Below are 16,772 nucleotides of genomic sequence, written 5' to 3' on the forward strand. Positions count from 1 at the left end.
GGGGCTTTATGGCTGATGATCAAGATAAATTACTAATTGATGAAGAAGAAACTGTTCAAATAAAAGATTTGAACAGGGTTAAAATCGTTAAAAACAATGATCTTTTACTGCTTGATGATGGGGTTGCAAGTAGCAATGCTATTACCTTTAAAGATTTTTTAGAAACCACTAAAGACAAAACATTTAAAGGGGAAGGATTAAGTTATTTTAAAGAGATAATTAAGTCTACAATCGCAGAAGAGCTTGCAGCCAATACAGATTTTGTAGAAACAATTTACACTAAAATAATAAACAAACTAATTAATAATGACTCTACTAATCTTTCTAGTCTTTATAGAAAAATAAGATCATTCCTTGAAAGTGGCATATCATCTACCACTCTATCTAAAGATGACTATCTTTTAACACTTCGCCCTTTCGGCACTATTGAAAAAACACCCGTTCCCAAACAATTACTAGGCTTACCGTCGCGCTTTACTTACTCTGATTATCTCTATAATACTAGTGGCACTACGCTTTATCCGAGGGAATACGAGGGTAACTCAATAGCTATTAATATGAAAAGATATAATGATGTAACTCTTGTTTGTAATAAAGATCTTGACGATGTACCATCTTACTTTGATATTGATATTGACATAGAACATAGTAAAAATGGAAGTAAATCATTATATCTAAGGTATTCCGACGAAAGTCAAAAAAAACTAGTTTATAAGCATGAGGGGGCCTCTTCAATATCTATTAGAGTTCCCATGTATAAAGGATGGTATATCCAAAAAAGAGCCTACATATCAGGAAATCCTGTCCCAGCTCTTTTTAAACTGTAAATTTTTTTAGCAAAAATTGTGATTTTGGTATATAATATACATATCAAAATAAAAAATTAAAATCGAGGATTGAAAAAATGGATAGTATTAAAATAACCGAACTTCTTATCAATTTAAACGAAATTAAGCTTATAGCAGTAATGATTTTTGCTACAGTACTAATTCTTGGAGTGCTAATTCTTCTAAAGCCCTTACTAAAAGATATATTAACTATATTAATAGGCAAGCTTTTTAGAAATGGCAATGGAAATGGCAATACTCATATCAAAAAAAGAGATTAAATTATGAAATTATCTAAAGATAATCTTGAAATTGGACTTGCGTCTATATCAAACCTTATTGATATATTTTCTAAATTTGAAGATGAATTTGATGAAATTGCACATAAAGGATTCTTTTTGGCTTATGAGCTGTATTCTCATTATAAATTAATCTATACAGCAAATATGGAAAGACTTGAAAGTGCATTGACTCCAGCAATAAATGCAGCACTCGCTCCATTAAATGAAAAAATCAATACGGTTATTGATTTAGTTAATTCTAATGATAAAAATCTCAAAATATCTAAGGATCTAAAATTCAATAAAGACGGAAAACCTATCTACAAAGAGAGAACAAATAATGCAAAAGAACACTATTGAATTAGGACTTAATTTAATATCTAGCTTAACCAACATAGCTAAAACTGATACAAACATAGATCATAATTACATTAATACTTTTAGTAAAGTAATAGATTTTTTCTACAAAACATATATAAGCACACTAAAATCTATGGAAACAGCTGAGTCAACTAAAATATTTGAAGAAATAAAAGATATTTTAAAATACAACATTGAGGTAATAGAGGCTATCTCTTCTGACAAAAATAAAAAAATTATCACTTCTCTTAAAGCAACACGTAACAAAATTATGAAAGAATATATCAAAATGCTTAAAAGGAGTGAAAATGCTTAAAAGATTACATTGTTTACTAATTGTTTTGTTGTTATGTTGCACCACTATTGCTAACCTACCAGAAGAGCCAAAACCTCCAATTATTCCAACGCTAAAATCCTTAGCTAAATATGAAACACAACTTTCAGAATATGTTATGTACCTTGTAACATTTTTAGCTAAAACAAAAGTGAAAGTTAATGACCCAAATTATCCAGAATATCCTTATCCAGACTTATCAACACTAAAAGACGAACACTCTATAACTGCGGTAAAACATAACATCAAGATATATTTAGAGTACATTAAAAAAGCAAAACCAATAGCGGAAAAAGTATATCATCAATATTCGAAGTTAAAAATGTAAATTACAAAAAGGTTTTTCTTGCAAGAAATTCCCATTTACATATAAAAATCTCTAAAGCCAATCAATCTAAAATAGTGTATAATATAGTTTAAGGGAAAATATTATGGAAACATTGTCAACAAGCGTTAGTGGTATTAGTCAAGAACAAATATATAAAGAATTTCTTAGACTGGGTATGGAACAACTAATAGCACAAGATTTATCTAAAAGATATTATCACAATGAGCTTACATATAGAGATTTAGAAAATTTAGAAAAACAATTTGATATTAAATTTGATAATCTTGTTTCTAAAATAGATAATGTCAAAAGCGAACTTAACACTAAGATTGATAATGTAGAAAAGAATTTACAAAAGGATATATCTAATTTAGATATTAAGATTGATACTGTAGAAAAGAATTTACAAAAGGATATATCTAATTTAGATATTAAGATTGATACTGTAGAAAAGAATTTACAAAAGGATATATCTAATTTAGATATTAAGATTGATACTGTAGAAAAGAATTTACAAAAGGATATATCTAATTTAGACATCAAAATAGATAATGTAGAAAAGAATTTAAATGCCAAAATAGATAATGTAGAAAAGAATTTAAATGCCAAAATAGATAATGTGGAAAAGAATTTAAATGCCAAAATAGATAATGTGGAAAAGAATTTAATGTCTCTTTCAGAAATGCTTAAATGGGTATTAGGAATTATGGGAACAATGGCTATAACAATGATAGCGGGACTAATATTTACTTTCATTTCCAAATAGCTACTACCTCACTTAAAACATATCAATTCAAATAGTAATTGTTTATCCAATATTTAGTATTAATAATTGATTTATTAAACATTAATAATAAAAAAAAGGAGTAACAATGAAAATCATCAACATATTATTTTGTTTATTTTTACTAATGCTAAACGGCTGTAATTCTAATGATAATGACACTTTAAAAAACAATGCCCAACAAACAAAAAGCCGGAGAAAACGTGATTTAACCCAAAAAGAAGTAACACAAGAAAAACCTAAATCTAAAGAAGAACTACTTAGAGAAAAGCTAAATGATGATCAAAAAACACAACTTGACTGGTTAAAAACCGCTTTAACTGATGCTGGAGAATTTGATAAATTTTTAGAAAACAATGAAGATAAAATAAAATCTGCACTTGATCATATAAAAAGTGAACTTGATAAATGCAATGGAAAAGAAAATGGGGATGTTCAGAAAAATACATTTAAACAAGTAGTTCAGGGAGCTCTTAAAGGGGGAATAGATGGCTTTGGTGCAAGCAATGCAACTACTACATGCAACGGTTCCTAATAGCTATTAGCCCCCTATTTGGGGGCTTTAATTTTGCTATGCTGCAAATATCTCATCAAACCGTTCATATTCTTTTAAGACACTAAAGAATATTAATGGACTAGGTCCATAAGCAGTCCTCTTAAACGATACAAACTTTTCAAAATCTTGTAAATCCTTTAATCTATTATTTTTCTTGAAATAGTTTTTTATAATCTCCGCCCAATAGTTTACACTCTTAAAATCACTATTTTTCTCAAAATACGAGATTAAATCAGATTCAATTTTCTTGATATCATCAAAATTATTGGGGTCTATATTCTGAATAAAGCTTATTTTTTGAATAATTAAGTTTATATTATCTTTTATTGTAGGGCTATTTACCCAATCTTTTATATTAGACAACGCTTCTTTAAAAACACCGTAATAATAAAGTCTATCTTTTTTTTGTTCTTGCTTAATGTCTCTTTTCTGGTTTTGAATAGTGTTATTTTTTTGAATTTGATTAATCTCTTGTTTTTGTTCTCTTTTTTGTTCTTGCTTTTGATTAACACCAACTTGCTTGCTAGGCATAGAATTTCTGTTTTCATAATTATTGTAAATGGGTGCTGCATCAGTATCAACTTCACTTTTTATGCAAAGATGCCCTACTAAAGCGTATCTTTTGAAATAAGTAATAGCTGATCCAACAAATTGTGGCATTGTATTAATATTTTTAGACCCATTTTCACTGTTCCATTGTAATTTATCTGTATGAATTCGCGTATCAAATGAGTATTTGTATACAGTGCTTGTACTGTAGAATGTAGTCCTAATATAATCAACTATACCATATTGACCCTCTACAGAAATTGGATCTTGCGTAAAAAAAAGATCCAAATTATGATTATCAATAACGCTATAAATTACTTCTACTATGTCATTGAAATCTTGATACTTGTACCCATACCCTTTAAGACTTTTGTCAATACGCGGCAAGTTTCTGATTAGGGTGCTCATATCTTTTCTGAATTTTATTTCTGCTTGAATATTATTTTGTATTTCTTGATTTTTGTTTGAAAAATTTTCCATCTTTTTCCTCCGTTTATATGTATTAATAAATATAAGTATATAGCAAAAACTATTTTTGCCAACTTTTTTACAAAAAATTTTACAAAAAGGTGCGGGCTTAGCTTAATTCTCTTTTTAAAGAACTTAGCTAAGCCCATATCTTTATTTCTTGTAAATTCATATAAACGGTAGAAAAAATGCAGACATTTTCCTACGCTATTTGTAGTATAAGTCAACTTAGAATTAAAATCAATTTATATTTTTACTAAATAAAAAATTTCTATATTAATTTAACAAAATTAATAATTAAAATTTAATATTTTTTTAGAAAAGTATTTACTTTTAAATCAAAATTTTGCACTATAGTAGTAATTACTAATACATGTAAACGGAGAAAGAAAATGAAAAATTTTCCAAAAAATATAAAAAATCCCACTTGCCACAACAAACACCAACACAAATTAATATCTCTTACTTCAACGCTAGATTTTCTAAACAAAAAAGATAAGAAATACACACAACAAAACATACTCTATTACTATAATAAAAATCTAAAAAGAAATGGTTTAACTCCCACTACATTGAGAACTATGCAAAATTATCTTTATAAATTAGAAAAAGTATTAAAAGTTACAACTAACTACTATCAACATATGGGTGTAAATTGTGGGACTGAAATTTACTATAAGCTAAAGTATCCTAAAAAAGAATGTTATCAGAAAATCAACAAGTACTTTCGAGAGCGAAAAAACTCTAGATTTAAATCTAGAGTTAATACCCATTTTAAAGACGATATTTCTAAAAATAGTAGTGTAAATTCAGTGGAGTGTTTAAGTAATAAAAATAATATAAAAGAAGAAAGAAAAATCAAAGAAATAGAAAAATATCAATTAAAAGCCCACTACAATAGATTTAACTTTAAATCTCCAAAATCTCTTTCTATTTTGAATTTAGATACAGATAAAAATACCAAGATTAAAGCAATGCAAATTTTAAAACAAAATGAAATTGATCTAATAAAAAGGTTTAATGTAAAAAAATCCTGCATGAAAGAAAAGCAAAATACATTAAAGAATGTCCTAGATAACACTCAGAAAGAATTCGAACAAAATGGATATAATCCTGAACAATTAAGGGCAAATTTACAAAAAGTATACGAAAGTTACAAATATAAACCCCATTTTATCATTGAAAGCCATAAATATAACGATTTAAACAACATAAAACGGAAATTAGAAAAGTCAATCGAAAGAAAAAAACAAAATTCTCAACAAAATTATCAGAATTTAAAGGCAAACATTTTCAATATCCTTATTGAACAACTAAGAAAAGAAACAAATATTGAATTTTTAAAGCCTATTGTAAAAGAATATTTGAATAACCAGAAGAAAATAGAATACAATAAAGTATTTGGTACATATTATCTTGAATTATTAGAAATAATAAAAAAACGAAAAAATTCGATAACGAAAGAAGAATTTAACATAAAGGCCGTATGAGGATTTAACATGGAAAATGCAACAGAACCTATTAAAACTGTAAAAAAAGGCAAATGTAAAGTTGAATGCCAAAATAAAGAACGCTTTATTTTGATTGAAAAAGAAAATGGGAAAGCAATGTACCATACAAAAATAATGATGGACATTTACAAATTTGGAGTTTATGAGAAAAAACACGAATTTAGATTGTCATTGAGGGTTTTATTTAATGGAGAAAGAATTGTTGAAGAAACTCACTTGTATCCAATTAAAGAAGGAGATAAGTTCATTGGTATTTTTTATGGCTACAGAAAACCAATTAAAAAACCTTTAATAAAGTATCAAATAAATGGGACTAGAAAAGCATATGCATTAGCAAAGGGCATATTATATGGAATTTAGATTTAAAGCAGGAAGTGTTTTCTGCTATTTCAAGGGATTGTATCGATTATTAGATAAAAAAAGAACAAACAATCACTACAATAAAGTTTTATTTAGTATGTTTACAGATTTAGAACAACAAGTATATAAATTTTATGGGAAAAAATACCCGGAACAAGGACCGCTAATCAAATGGATAATAAAAAACCTAAAATAATAACAATAGCGTCAATTAAGGGCGGTGTAGGCAAAAGCACAACTTGCTTAGCATTGGCATTTTTGTTGTCAAAAAAGAGTAAAGTATTGTTAATAGATATGGATACCCAGGCATCAGTTACTAGTTACTATCAAGATAAAATACAAGAAGATAATATAAATTTAAAATATAACAATATATATGAAGTTTTGGTCAATGATTTGGATATTACACAAGCAATTATAAATGTTGAAACCAATTTGGATTTATTGCCAAGTTATTTAAGTTTACATATGCTTAATGAAATTGAAATAGAATTTAAAGACTTATTATTAAAATCAAATTTAAGCTGTTTTAACAGTGATTATAAATATATTATATTGGATACAGCCCCCAGTTATGATATTGCATTTAAAAATGCAATGTTTAGCAGCGATTATATTATCATTCCAATAATAGCTGAAAAATGGGCAGTTGAGTGTTTAGATTTATTCGATTATTTTTTAAATAAATTGAGTATAAAAATTCCATTATTTTTACTCATAACAAGATTTAAAAAAAATAATACACATAAAGAATTTCTAAATTTATTAAAGAATAGGGGGGATTTTTTAGGAATTATCTCTGAAAGGGAAGATTTAAATAGGAATATAGCCAGCAATTCTAGATTTTCCTTAGAAAAAGATTATATGCATGAATATAAAAATGCTATTAATAAATTTTTGGAGTATTTAAAAATAGTGGATAAGGTATAAAACGAATTAATTTAGGTTGTCCCTAATAAGGACAATCTATTAATGATAAAAATTTTTTTATTTGAGGTGATATTATGTTGGTAAAAATAAACAAAAGAAATTTAGAAGAAAAGGACAACGATCAATTAGAATATTATGAAAAATTAAAAAATAAATTAGTAAATAATTTTAAAAAAGAAATTTTTCATAAAATAGAATTTATTAAAATTTTAAAAGAGATAAAAGATAATGAATACTACAAATTAGATGGATATACAAGTTTTAATTCTTTTGCAAAAAATTATAGAATAGCAAGAACTCAAGTGTATGACTATATTAGAATAGCTAATGCTATGGAAGAGGGTCTATTAGAAGAAGCATTTATCATAGAAAATGGACTTACTATGTCTTTATTGTCATTAAGAGATAAAGAAAGTCCAACGTTTAAAAAATCAAGGCAAAATCCTATAAAACCATTAAGATTTCAGCTTAAAAGTAAAGAAAGTTACGATTTTTATAAAAGTAATGCTAAATTTACAGGGTTTTTATTAGATGAACTTTTTGAAAGTCAAAAAGATTTGATTAATAAATTCTTAAGAAGATATAAGCAAATAAAAGGATAATAAAGGGGATTTTATGAGAAATTTGGCCCATAATGCTATTAAAATAGAAAATATAAGGTTGGAATTTTTAAATAAAGGGTTTAGTGAAGAGACAATAGATTTTGTTTTACTTCAGAATGACAATTACAACTTTGAAGTTCTAAAAGAAAAAATGAATTCTTTAGAGCAACAAATAATTAATGCAGAAAAGAATTTTCAAAAAGATATAGATGGTGTTTATATTAAAATAGATAGTGTAAATACTAAAATAGATAATGTAGAAAAAAGTTTAAATACTAAAATAGATAGTGTAAAAAACGAACTTAATGCCAAAATAGACAGTTTAGACACTAAGATAGATAATGTAGAAAAAGCGTTACAAAAGGATATATCTAGTCTATCTATTAAAATAGATAGTGTAAAAAATGAGCTTAATTCTAAAATAGATAATGTAGAAAAAACTTTACAAAAGGATATATCTAATCTAGATACTAAAATAAATGTTTTAAAAAAAGAACTTACTGCAAGTAATAGAACAATACAAGTAATTCTAATAATGGGAATAACGCTTGCTCCAATTATCTATTCTATATTCAATAAGTATTTTTTTAATTGAGAATGATTAAAATTTTATAAAGTAATAAGTTAGTATATGGCTTTAAAGTAGAACTTATTTGAATTTTTTAACAAGATAATTTAAATAGGTTCTTTTATTTTAACAAATACAAATTAGTTTTAATTCTAAATTAAAATATATTCAATTGTTAAAAGGCCTATTAAAATTATTTTAATAAGCAAATTTGGTTAAATTCTAACTTTATTAAGTTCTTTAACAAGAAAATATAATAAAACTTTTATTAATTATAATAATTTCTGTAAAAGGTTATCAAAAATAGTTTTTAATATTTATAATATTATAATAAAAATTATAGGAGGAAACCTAACTCATTTATGTTATTATAAATCCGATTTAGCTTGGGCTTAACCATGTTCTTTTATTTAAGGATATAGTTAAGCTCTTTTTTTATAATTTTTTTATAAAAAGCCCGACAAAAACTATTTTTGTTATATATATGTATGTGAATAGCTAAAAAAGTATATTGCTATCAAAAAATCCAATTAAGTTGGGTTTAGCTAAGTTCTTAAACAAGAGAAATTAATTAAGCCCAACTATTTTTTTGCAAAAATTTTTTGTAAAAAAGTTGGCAAAAATAGTTTTTGCTATATACTTATATTTATTAATACATATAAACGGAGGAAAAAGATGGAAAATCTTTCAAACAAAAATAATCAAGAAATACAAAATATAAATAAAGGAGAGCTCAAAATGATAAATACTAATCAAAAAAGTTTTACTGGATGTGAAATAATTGAGGAAAAAACTTCTCCCATTAAAGAAAAAAGTAAATTAAGCAAGATAGGCAAGAAATTACCAGGAATAAGCAGTCAAGAATGTTTTAGATTTGATCGTAATAAAGATTTTAGCACACAAAGAAATGAATTTGATAGATACGGTGCTAGTGAAGTAGGCAATGTTTTAATAGGAGGTGCAGGACTTAAAGACTTGATGATTAACAGAGTGCTTAAATATTTTGGAATGAGCCTACCTTTTGAAGAGAATTTGTATATGCTCAAGGGCAAAGAATTAGAGAATTTAGGATTTAGAGAATTTGTTAAAGCACATGGTGATAATATTGATATTTTGTATAAGAACAAATATGCTAACGGTGTTGATAAGTATAATTATTTCAAGAAAACTGGTAAATCAGAAATGTTTGTTGGATCAACAATTGATGGGTGGTTTATAAATAGTAATGGCACAGTAGAGCTTTTAGAAATTAAAAGCAGTGATTCTAATTATATGAGCAGTGCAATTGCTGAGTATAATAAAAATGGCAATTTTTTAAGCAGTAAATATTTTTTCAAATATTATGTGCAAGCACAAATGCAGTTAGCATGTACTGGACTTGAGTATTGTAATTTATTCTTTTTAATAGATGCAGCACCAGTTAACTGTAAGATTAAGAGAAATGATGGCTTAATAGCAAAAGTGCTTGAACATGTTCACAAATGTGAGAGGGAAGTTTTTAACATAAGAACTCAAATATTTAAAAATAATAATATCAACTTACAAACATTAAATAATGATAATAATGAAGTGATAAAACTAGTTGAAGATTTAGTAGAAAGAAGTGAATTTTATAGCTCTGGAGTTGAGTTTGATTGGGCAAGAGAATTTGTAGAATATGTTGATTGTATAGAGCTTGAAATTACGGATAGGCAAGTTGCTGAAAATGTTGCGTGTGATTTAATGGAAGTTGATAGTGCAAAAAAAGAATTAAGTAAAATGCAAAACGAACACAAAAAAAGAGAAAAGTATCTTAAAGATATAATCAAAATGAAAACCTACAATATTACGAATATATGTCCACTAATTGAGCACGTAAATTATAGATTTAGAGAATTTGTGTTCACTTTTGACTCTAAGAAAAGGGCAATATCAGATAGATTAAGTGGGTTATTGCCAACAAGTGAAACATTACTTTTCCCAAGCAATATAGCATTTGCAAATAATGTCAGTGTCCCCATATGAATGGGTGCACTAAAAAATTAAAGAAACAATTTAATATAGGAGAGGAAATCAATGATTATTAATAAAATAAAACAAAACAATAGAACTTTAAGACCAGAGATACAAAAATGGGGTTGTTACTTTTTGTGTCTGCATTATTATACAAGTCTATTTAAGAAACGCGAATTTAATGCATATGAAATAAATACAGCGTATTATAGATTTATAGGACTTGGTTACATCAAGAGTAATTGTTTTATTATGAATCCATGTATGATACTTAATTACTATGGAATTAGAAGTAGTGTGAGATATGAAACTTCGAATTATTTGGGTGCAGCAAATGAATTTGAAATAAGTGAAGTTAAAATCGATAAGGTTACTGGGTATCACTTTATAGCAACAAAAAATAAAGAAATATTATATGATTCACTTGACTTAAAGCCTCGTGGGAAAATATTTAAAGTAACTTCAAAACGTATATTTAAATTAAAATAATTTTACTAAAGTTTAAGGCACTTTTTAGCACATTCATAAGCTTGAATTTTATTAGCAGAAGATAGGCCGTAGATATTATCAATTTCATTAGTTGAAGAATATTTCATAAGTTCTTTAATTTGAAAAGAATTGTAACCGTTAGATTTTAAATTTGAAATAAATAAATTTCGACATAGATGGAGAGATTTATTTACACGGAATCCCGATTTTTTAAGAAGATTTTTGAATTTTTTAGAAATATGGACAATATCAATTTGGTTATCTTTAAACTTATGTTTGGATTTTTGAAAAAGATAAGTACGTCGCGAGTCAATAGTTTTTTCTTTGAAATGATTTTTATGTGCTGTTTGGATAGCCTCGAACTCTTCAGAATTGATGACAATTTCTCTAATACAAGAGGTATTTCTTTTTTTTGCCACATTTACTTTAATAGTATATAAAGTTTTTCCAGTTTTGCTTAATATTGGAGTAATATCTTGCATTTTTACTTTTTGCATTTCAGTGCCCCTACACCCACTTATTAAGAGTAAGTGCACAAACCAACCAGAAATTGGGTCAATTTGTTTTAATTTTTTGGCACATTTTAGAATTAATTTAATACTTTTTGGGGTTAAATAAAACTTAGGAGTTGGTTTTGAATTTTCTTTTTTACTTTTAGATGAATTTTTTAGTGAATTTTTAAGAATTTTGTTTTCATTTATTAGTTTTTGATATTCTTGAAATAGTTTGAGTGTAAAATCCATATTGAAATTATTTAAATTAAAATAATTATTATTGTTCATGAAATCCTCTCCTTTGAAGTGTTACTTTTAAATTAAGTAAAAGTAATAAAAATAGATAAAAAATGTAATTTATATTTTACCAAAAACTAAAAATTTTAGTCAAATTATGTGTGTTCTCATTGCATGCGAAATTTGGGCTGTAGAGTGGCTGAGAGAAACAGAAATGGCAATTTTTAAGGGTGGTACACAAGAAAGATACAATACTTTGTGTAATATATAGCAAAGACTCTGAAATTTAAGTTGTATATGTTTTGTAGTCTTTTGTAATGAGTAGGTCATTTGCAATGGAGAGATTTTGGCGAGTTGGTTAAAATTACATTTGTGTTTTGTTAATATGTAACAGAGGAATGTAACAAAATTATATATTTAAATCTTTGAAATATTGCAATTATTGGGTGTTGCGTTAAGATTTAGACTTATGGAGTAACTTATGAAGAAGATAATGTTTATTATTTGTGCAGTTTTTGTACTGATAATTTCTTGCAAGAATTATACAAGTAGTGAAGATGTAAGAAGTTCAGAACAAAATTTAGAAAGTTCAGAACAATTTGTAAAAAAATCAGAACAAGAAATAAAAAAACAATTTAATGAAGTTTTAGATATTTTAGAGACCAAAGATTTAAATATATTGGATACAACAGCGATTGAAAAGGCAATAAAAGAATTAAAAGATAAAATAGATAATTCGGATTCTAAAAAAACTTCTCTTAAAACATATTCTGAGTATGAAGAAAAAATAAAACAAATAAAAGAAAAATTAAAAGATAAGAATGAGCTTGATAAAAAATTAAAGGACCTTGAAGATAGCTTAAAAAAGAAAAAAGAGGAAAGAAAACAAGCTTTAGAAGAGGCTAAGAAGAAATTTGAAGATTTTAAAAAACAAGTTACCACCGCAACCGGAGATACTTATGGTTCACAAGTTCAAGGACAGGGAAAAATTGGAGGGCAAGCTTGGAAGTGTGCTCAAGAATTGGGCTTTAAAAATATGACCGGTGGTAGTGATACTAGCAATATGGCAAATGGAGTTATAGAGGATGCACTTAAAAAGATTGAAGAAGAACTTAAGGTGATTGAAAAAGATAATAAAGAATAACAGTGGTATTATTTAAAATAGAAGTTCAAAACAAAGGGGAAAAAAAGTATGAATAAGAAAATATTGATTATTTTTGCTGTTTTTACACTTATAATTTCTTGTAAGAATTATGCAATTAAAGAGATAGAACAAAAAACAAAAGGGCAAGTTAACGGATTTTTAGATAAGATTTCGGATTCAGCAAAGAATAAAATTACTTCAAGTAGTTCAAAAGTAGATGAATTAGCAAAAAAATTACAAGAAGAAGATGAAATAAAGGGTGTAGAAGAAAACAATAAAGATGAACTAATGCTAGGTGATGATTCTAATGGCGGTGGATTAATTCCGCCACCAGTATTGCTGGAGAATAGTCAAGAAGATAATACACCAATATTAAAAGCAGCGGGACAAAGTGGTGGTCAACAAGAAGAGAAAGTGAAAAAAGTAGAAGGACCCGAAGCTAAAGTTGAAGGAAAAGAAGAAAAACAAGAGAATACAGAAGAACAAAACAAACAAGAATTAGCTAAACAAGAAGAAGAACAACAAAAACTAAAAGCAGAACAAGAAAAACAAAGAAGAGAAGAAGAGCAAGAAAGAAAAGCTAAAGCAGAAAAAGAAGCTAAAGAAAAAGCAGAAAGACAAAAACAAGAAGAACAAAAAAAAGCTAAAGCACAAAAAGAAAGAGAAGAACAACAAAAAGAGGCAGAAAAAAGGCAAGTTGATAACGAAATTAGAACACTTACAGGCAAAATAGATGAAATCAATGGAAATATTGATGTTATAAAAGAGCAAACTAGTGTAGGGGCACAAGGTGTTATAGATAGAATTACTGGACCTGTATATGATGATTTTACCGATGATGAGAATAGTGCTATCTACCATACTTGGAATTTAGAAGATGAAAATACTTCCGAATTAGGAAAGTTGTTGAAAAAATTGGGTAATACTAGAGACGAGTTAAGAATTAAATTAAATGAAGGTAATCAAAAGTATATTCTTGATACTAAAAGTAGTGAACCTAAATTAAAAGAAAATGTAATGGTTAGTGACATTAAATCAGACTTAGAAAGATTAAAATCAGAATTAGAAGAAGTTAAAGGATATCTTGAAAATGGATCTAATTTTGAAGAAATTAAAGGATACATTGAGAATAGTAATTCAGAATAATAAATAGTTTTACATACAACTAAATTTTGTATATACAAAATAACAGCTAGTAAAAAATTGCTAGTTGTTATTTTTTTGTATATTTAATTATTCTGAATATAAAAATGTAATCTAACAAAATTTTCATTTTAAAAGTGACAAAAACTATTGTTAAAAATATTATTTATTTATATACTCTCTAGAGTTATGATGAATATAAATGAGATTTCAGATTTTTATGATTGCTTGAGTCCAGGCACAAAAAAGGAAATAAGCAAACTTTATGGAGTTAAGCAATTAACTCTGAAACAAAAAAAGGATTTTTATAGAGGTTTTCTATCAATACAAGAATACAAAAGAAAAACTGGAAAAAGTATTGATGAAATCATAGATGATATTGTAGATCCTGCAAAAAATTTTATTAAAGACGTTCTGAAAGATAAGCATATAATAGAAAAGTATAAAAATTTCCAAAACAGGAAGTTTGATTGTAGCTACAAGAAAGGAATGCTAGAAAAATGTTTGGAAAAGATGGGTGATAAGTATTCTACCCGGTTTTTGAGGATTGTTTCTAATATTATGGAGGAGATTGGTAATAAAGATCCAGAACGAGAATCAATAAATGTGGTTCTCGACTTTGTAGAGATATTATTTATAATCATGCACTATTATGATAAGGGAATTTGCACAAGGAAGTATCTTCTGAAAACAATAAAAGATTTTTCCAAATTAGTATAATCAGGTTATTCCAAAATTCAATAAATTAGTTAATTGCTATTTCTAAGTCAATAAAAGTCGATAAATATCAAACATCTGTCAATATATATCAATAAGATAATAGTTTATGTTAACAATTAACAAATTGATTTACTATTTAGAGTAACAAATTGTTACTTTTGTTATTTTAGAGGATTTTTTTGAAAAAAGTTAAAAGGTCTTTTGAGGATTATATTGCATATTTTAGAGAAGGATCGTTAGATGATAGAGAAATAGCGGATAAATTGGGAGTTTCTAGGGTAAATGTGTGGAGGATGAGGAGAAAATGGGAAAGTGGAGAAAGTTATGTTAACGATGATTCTAGATTATCAATTAGTGAAGATACTTTTGAGCACCTTTTATCACAAACTTTTAAATCAGAGGTTAACGCTAGGAAAGTTATAAGCGAATTAGATTTAGAACGGGCTAACTTAGAATTAGGGTTTATACGTTCATTTAAACAATATTTTGGCGTTGAGCTCGTTAGCATACGTACTAAAATAGAAAATTTAAGAAACGAAATTGATGCATTAAATAAAGCAAGCAATAAAAAAAATAAATTAGTTGAGAATGAAGAAATTAATTCTTTGAAAAATGAACTTAATGAATATGTAAAGGAATATTCAATAAGAGAAATGGAGCTTTATTATGAATGTATGAAAAAACTTGCTAGGCTTAACGGAACTGAAAGCAAAAGCAACTACAAAAATAGTAAAGGGCACAAGTGAATTTATATCAAACGAAACTTTTTACAACACTACAAAAAGAATACAAAAATAAATATGGAGTTGATATATCACAATTTATAAAGCTAACAAACTCTTCAATTGATTTTGATAAGTTTGAAGAAAAACAATTAACTTTAAAGCAAAAAAATGTGATAAAAAGCATTCAAAAGAATAATGAAAAAAAGATTATACTTAGCGGTGGTATAGCTAGTGGGAAAACGTATCTTGCATGTTATCTTTTTCTCAAAAGTTTAATTGAAAATAAAAAGTTATATTCTAGCGATACGAATAATTTCATTATTGGTAATTCACAACGCTCAGTTGAAGTTAATGTTTTGGGACAATTTGAAAAGCTGTGTAAACTGCTTAAAATTCCTTATATTCCAAGACATACGAATAATTCATATATTCTGATTGATTCACTGCGAATTAATCTGTACGGTGGAGATAAGGCAAGTGATTTTGAAAGATTTAGAGGAAGTAATTCGGCACTTATTTTTGTGAATGAGGCTACAACTTTGCACAAGAAAACTTTAGAAGAAGTTTTAAAAAGATTAAGGTGTGGGCAAGAAACTATTATTTTTGATACTAATCCGGATCATCCGGAACACTATTTTAAAACCGATTATATTGACAATATAGCAACTTTTAAGACATATAATTTTACAACTTATGACAATGTTCTACTTAGTAAAGGATTTATAGAAACACAAGAAAAGCTATATAAAGATATACCATCATATAAAGCAAGAGTTTTGCTAGGTGAATGGATAGCAAGCACAGATTCAATTTTTACACAAATAAATATTACTGATGATTATGTGTTTACTAGCCCAATAGCATATTTAGACCCAGCATTTAGTGTTGATGGGGATAACACAGCATTATGTGTTATGGAGCGAGTTGATGATAAGTATTATGCTTTTGTATTTCAAGATCAACGACCAGCCAATGACCCGTATATTATGAATATGGTTAAGACCGTTTTAGAGAATTTTAATGTACATACACTGTATTTAGAGGATAGAGACAATACAAAAGGTGCTGGTGCATTGACCCGTGAATACGTGCTACTTAGGAAAAATATGAGTCATTATTTTAGAATTACCCCAGTTAAACCAAAGTCTAATAAATTTAGCAGAATAACAACGTTAATTACGCCGTTTACTTACAAAAAACTTTACATTACGAAATACAGCAGTTCTTCTGTATTTAATGATATTTATTCGTATAAGGGGGATAACAAAACCCATGATGACGCTCTTGATGCAATATCCGCAGCATATTTGATGTTGTCTTTAGGATATAGAGAGAGAAGTGTTCACTTTGGCAATCAAAGATTTTTGTAA

General features: G+C 26.9%; 20 protein-coding genes and 1 pseudogene. 19 read left to right on the forward strand and 2 right to left on the reverse strand.

Annotated features, from left to right (window positions below):
- The first annotated feature begins 8 nt into the window (after positions 1 to 8).
- The 7 genes from QIA46_RS06460 (at position 9) to QIA46_RS06490 (ending at position 3,449) form a co-directional block, all read left to right on the forward strand.
- Positions 9 to 827, forward strand: a complete 819-nt coding sequence (locus tag QIA46_RS06460; protein WP_418905912.1) for a DUF685 domain-containing protein — start codon at positions 9 to 11, stop codon at positions 825 to 827.
- Positions 828 to 904: 77 nt separating this feature from the next.
- Entirely contained in the window at positions 905 to 1,108 is a 204-nt protein-coding gene (locus tag QIA46_RS06465) for a BlyA family holin (protein WP_418905944.1), read from the forward strand.
- 3 nt (positions 1,109 to 1,111) lie between these two features.
- Positions 1,112 to 1,468, forward strand: coding sequence for a BlyB family putative holin accessory protein (locus QIA46_RS06470; protein WP_418905978.1), 357 nt, complete (start codon positions 1,112 to 1,114; stop codon positions 1,466 to 1,468).
- Positions 1,449 to 1,784 (forward strand): BlyB family putative holin accessory protein, encoded by a 336-nt coding sequence (locus QIA46_RS06475; protein WP_418905979.1) that lies wholly within the window; start codon positions 1,449 to 1,451, stop codon positions 1,782 to 1,784. The genes QIA46_RS06470 and QIA46_RS06475 overlap by 20 nt, the downstream gene beginning before the upstream one ends.
- A complete protein-coding gene (locus tag QIA46_RS06480; protein ID WP_418906074.1) occupies positions 1,777 to 2,130 on the forward strand; it encodes a BBA14 family lipoprotein in 354 nt (117 codons plus the stop codon). The genes QIA46_RS06475 and QIA46_RS06480 overlap by 8 nt, the downstream gene beginning before the upstream one ends.
- A 103-nt stretch (positions 2,131 to 2,233) precedes the next feature.
- A complete protein-coding gene (gene bdr, locus QIA46_RS06485; protein ID WP_418906075.1) occupies positions 2,234 to 2,896 on the forward strand; it encodes a Bdr family repetitive protein in 663 nt (220 codons plus the stop codon).
- Between the two features lie 106 nt (positions 2,897 to 3,002).
- A complete protein-coding gene (locus tag QIA46_RS06490) occupies positions 3,003 to 3,449 on the forward strand; it encodes an Mlp family lipoprotein (protein ID WP_010883871.1) in 447 nt (148 codons plus the stop codon).
- A 36-nt stretch (positions 3,450 to 3,485) separates the two neighbouring features.
- Here QIA46_RS06490 and QIA46_RS06495 read toward each other — a convergent pair whose 3' ends face one another.
- Positions 3,486 to 4,499, reverse strand: a complete 1,014-nt coding sequence (locus QIA46_RS06495; protein WP_418906076.1) for an ERF family protein — start codon at positions 4,497 to 4,499, stop codon at positions 3,486 to 3,488.
- Positions 4,500 to 4,879: 380 nt separating this feature from the next.
- Here QIA46_RS06495 and QIA46_RS06500 point away from each other — a divergent pair, with 380 nt between their 5' ends.
- From QIA46_RS06500 to QIA46_RS06530, 7 genes and pseudogenes are all read left to right on the forward strand, one after another.
- Positions 4,880 to 5,977: a plasmid maintenance protein gene (locus tag QIA46_RS06500; protein WP_418906077.1), complete on the forward strand. Its 1,098-nt coding sequence runs from the start codon at positions 4,880 to 4,882 to the stop codon at positions 5,975 to 5,977.
- 9 nt (positions 5,978 to 5,986) lie between these two features.
- A pseudogene (locus QIA46_RS06505) lies at positions 5,987 to 6,554 on the forward strand (DUF226 domain-containing protein).
- Positions 6,530 to 7,288, forward strand: coding sequence for a ParA family protein (locus tag QIA46_RS06510; RefSeq protein WP_418885431.1), 759 nt, complete (start codon positions 6,530 to 6,532; stop codon positions 7,286 to 7,288). Before QIA46_RS06505 ends, QIA46_RS06510 begins: the two are co-directional and overlap by 25 nt.
- 74 nt (positions 7,289 to 7,362) lie before the next feature.
- Positions 7,363 to 7,890 (forward strand): chromosome replication/partitioning protein, encoded by a 528-nt coding sequence (locus tag QIA46_RS06515; protein WP_418885432.1) that lies wholly within the window; start codon positions 7,363 to 7,365, stop codon positions 7,888 to 7,890.
- Positions 7,891 to 7,903: 13 nt separating this feature from the next.
- Entirely contained in the window at positions 7,904 to 8,485 is a 582-nt protein-coding gene (bdr, locus tag QIA46_RS06520; RefSeq protein ID WP_418906078.1) for a Bdr family repetitive protein, read from the forward strand.
- Between the two features lie 648 nt (positions 8,486 to 9,133).
- Positions 9,134 to 10,462 carry a DUF244 domain-containing protein gene (locus tag QIA46_RS06525; protein ID WP_418906079.1) on the forward strand — a complete coding sequence of 443 codons (1,329 nt, stop codon included), beginning with the start codon at positions 9,134 to 9,136 and terminating at the stop codon, positions 10,460 to 10,462.
- A gap of 51 nt (positions 10,463 to 10,513) precedes the next feature.
- Positions 10,514 to 10,939, forward strand: a complete 426-nt coding sequence (locus QIA46_RS06530) for a DUF261 domain-containing protein (RefSeq protein WP_418906080.1) — start codon at positions 10,514 to 10,516, stop codon at positions 10,937 to 10,939.
- Between the two features lie 5 nt (positions 10,940 to 10,944).
- On the opposite strand, the gene QIA46_RS06535 is transcribed toward QIA46_RS06530, so the two are convergent.
- Positions 10,945 to 11,721 (reverse strand): site-specific integrase, encoded by a 777-nt coding sequence (locus QIA46_RS06535; RefSeq protein WP_418906081.1) that lies wholly within the window; start codon positions 11,719 to 11,721, stop codon positions 10,945 to 10,947.
- 430 nt (positions 11,722 to 12,151) lie between these two features.
- Here QIA46_RS06535 and QIA46_RS06540 point away from each other — a divergent pair, with 430 nt between their 5' ends.
- From QIA46_RS06540 to QIA46_RS06560, 5 genes are all read left to right on the forward strand, one after another.
- On the forward strand, positions 12,152 to 12,814 hold the full coding sequence (locus tag QIA46_RS06540; protein WP_418906082.1) for an ErpL protein: 663 nt from the start codon (positions 12,152 to 12,154) through the stop codon (positions 12,812 to 12,814).
- Positions 12,815 to 12,862: 48 nt separating this feature from the next.
- Entirely contained in the window at positions 12,863 to 13,960 is a 1,098-nt protein-coding gene (locus tag QIA46_RS06545; protein WP_418906083.1) for an ErpC protein, read from the forward strand.
- Positions 13,961 to 14,149: 189 nt separating this feature from the next.
- On the forward strand, positions 14,150 to 14,677 hold the full coding sequence (locus QIA46_RS06550; RefSeq protein ID WP_418906084.1) for a DUF643 domain-containing protein: 528 nt from the start codon (positions 14,150 to 14,152) through the stop codon (positions 14,675 to 14,677).
- 179 nt (positions 14,678 to 14,856) lie between these two features.
- Positions 14,857 to 15,423 carry a DUF603 domain-containing protein gene (locus tag QIA46_RS06555; RefSeq protein WP_418906085.1) on the forward strand — a complete coding sequence of 189 codons (567 nt, stop codon included), beginning with the start codon at positions 14,857 to 14,859 and terminating at the stop codon, positions 15,421 to 15,423.
- A complete protein-coding gene (locus tag QIA46_RS06560) occupies positions 15,420 to 16,772 on the forward strand; it encodes a PBSX family phage terminase large subunit (protein WP_418906086.1) in 1,353 nt (450 codons plus the stop codon). Before QIA46_RS06555 ends, QIA46_RS06560 begins: the two co-directional genes overlap by 4 nt.

It is taken from the genome of Borreliella carolinensis, assembly GCF_032595855.2.
In the GTDB taxonomy this organism is placed as follows: Bacteria; Spirochaetota; Spirochaetia; order Borreliales; family Borreliaceae; genus Borreliella; species Borreliella carolinensis.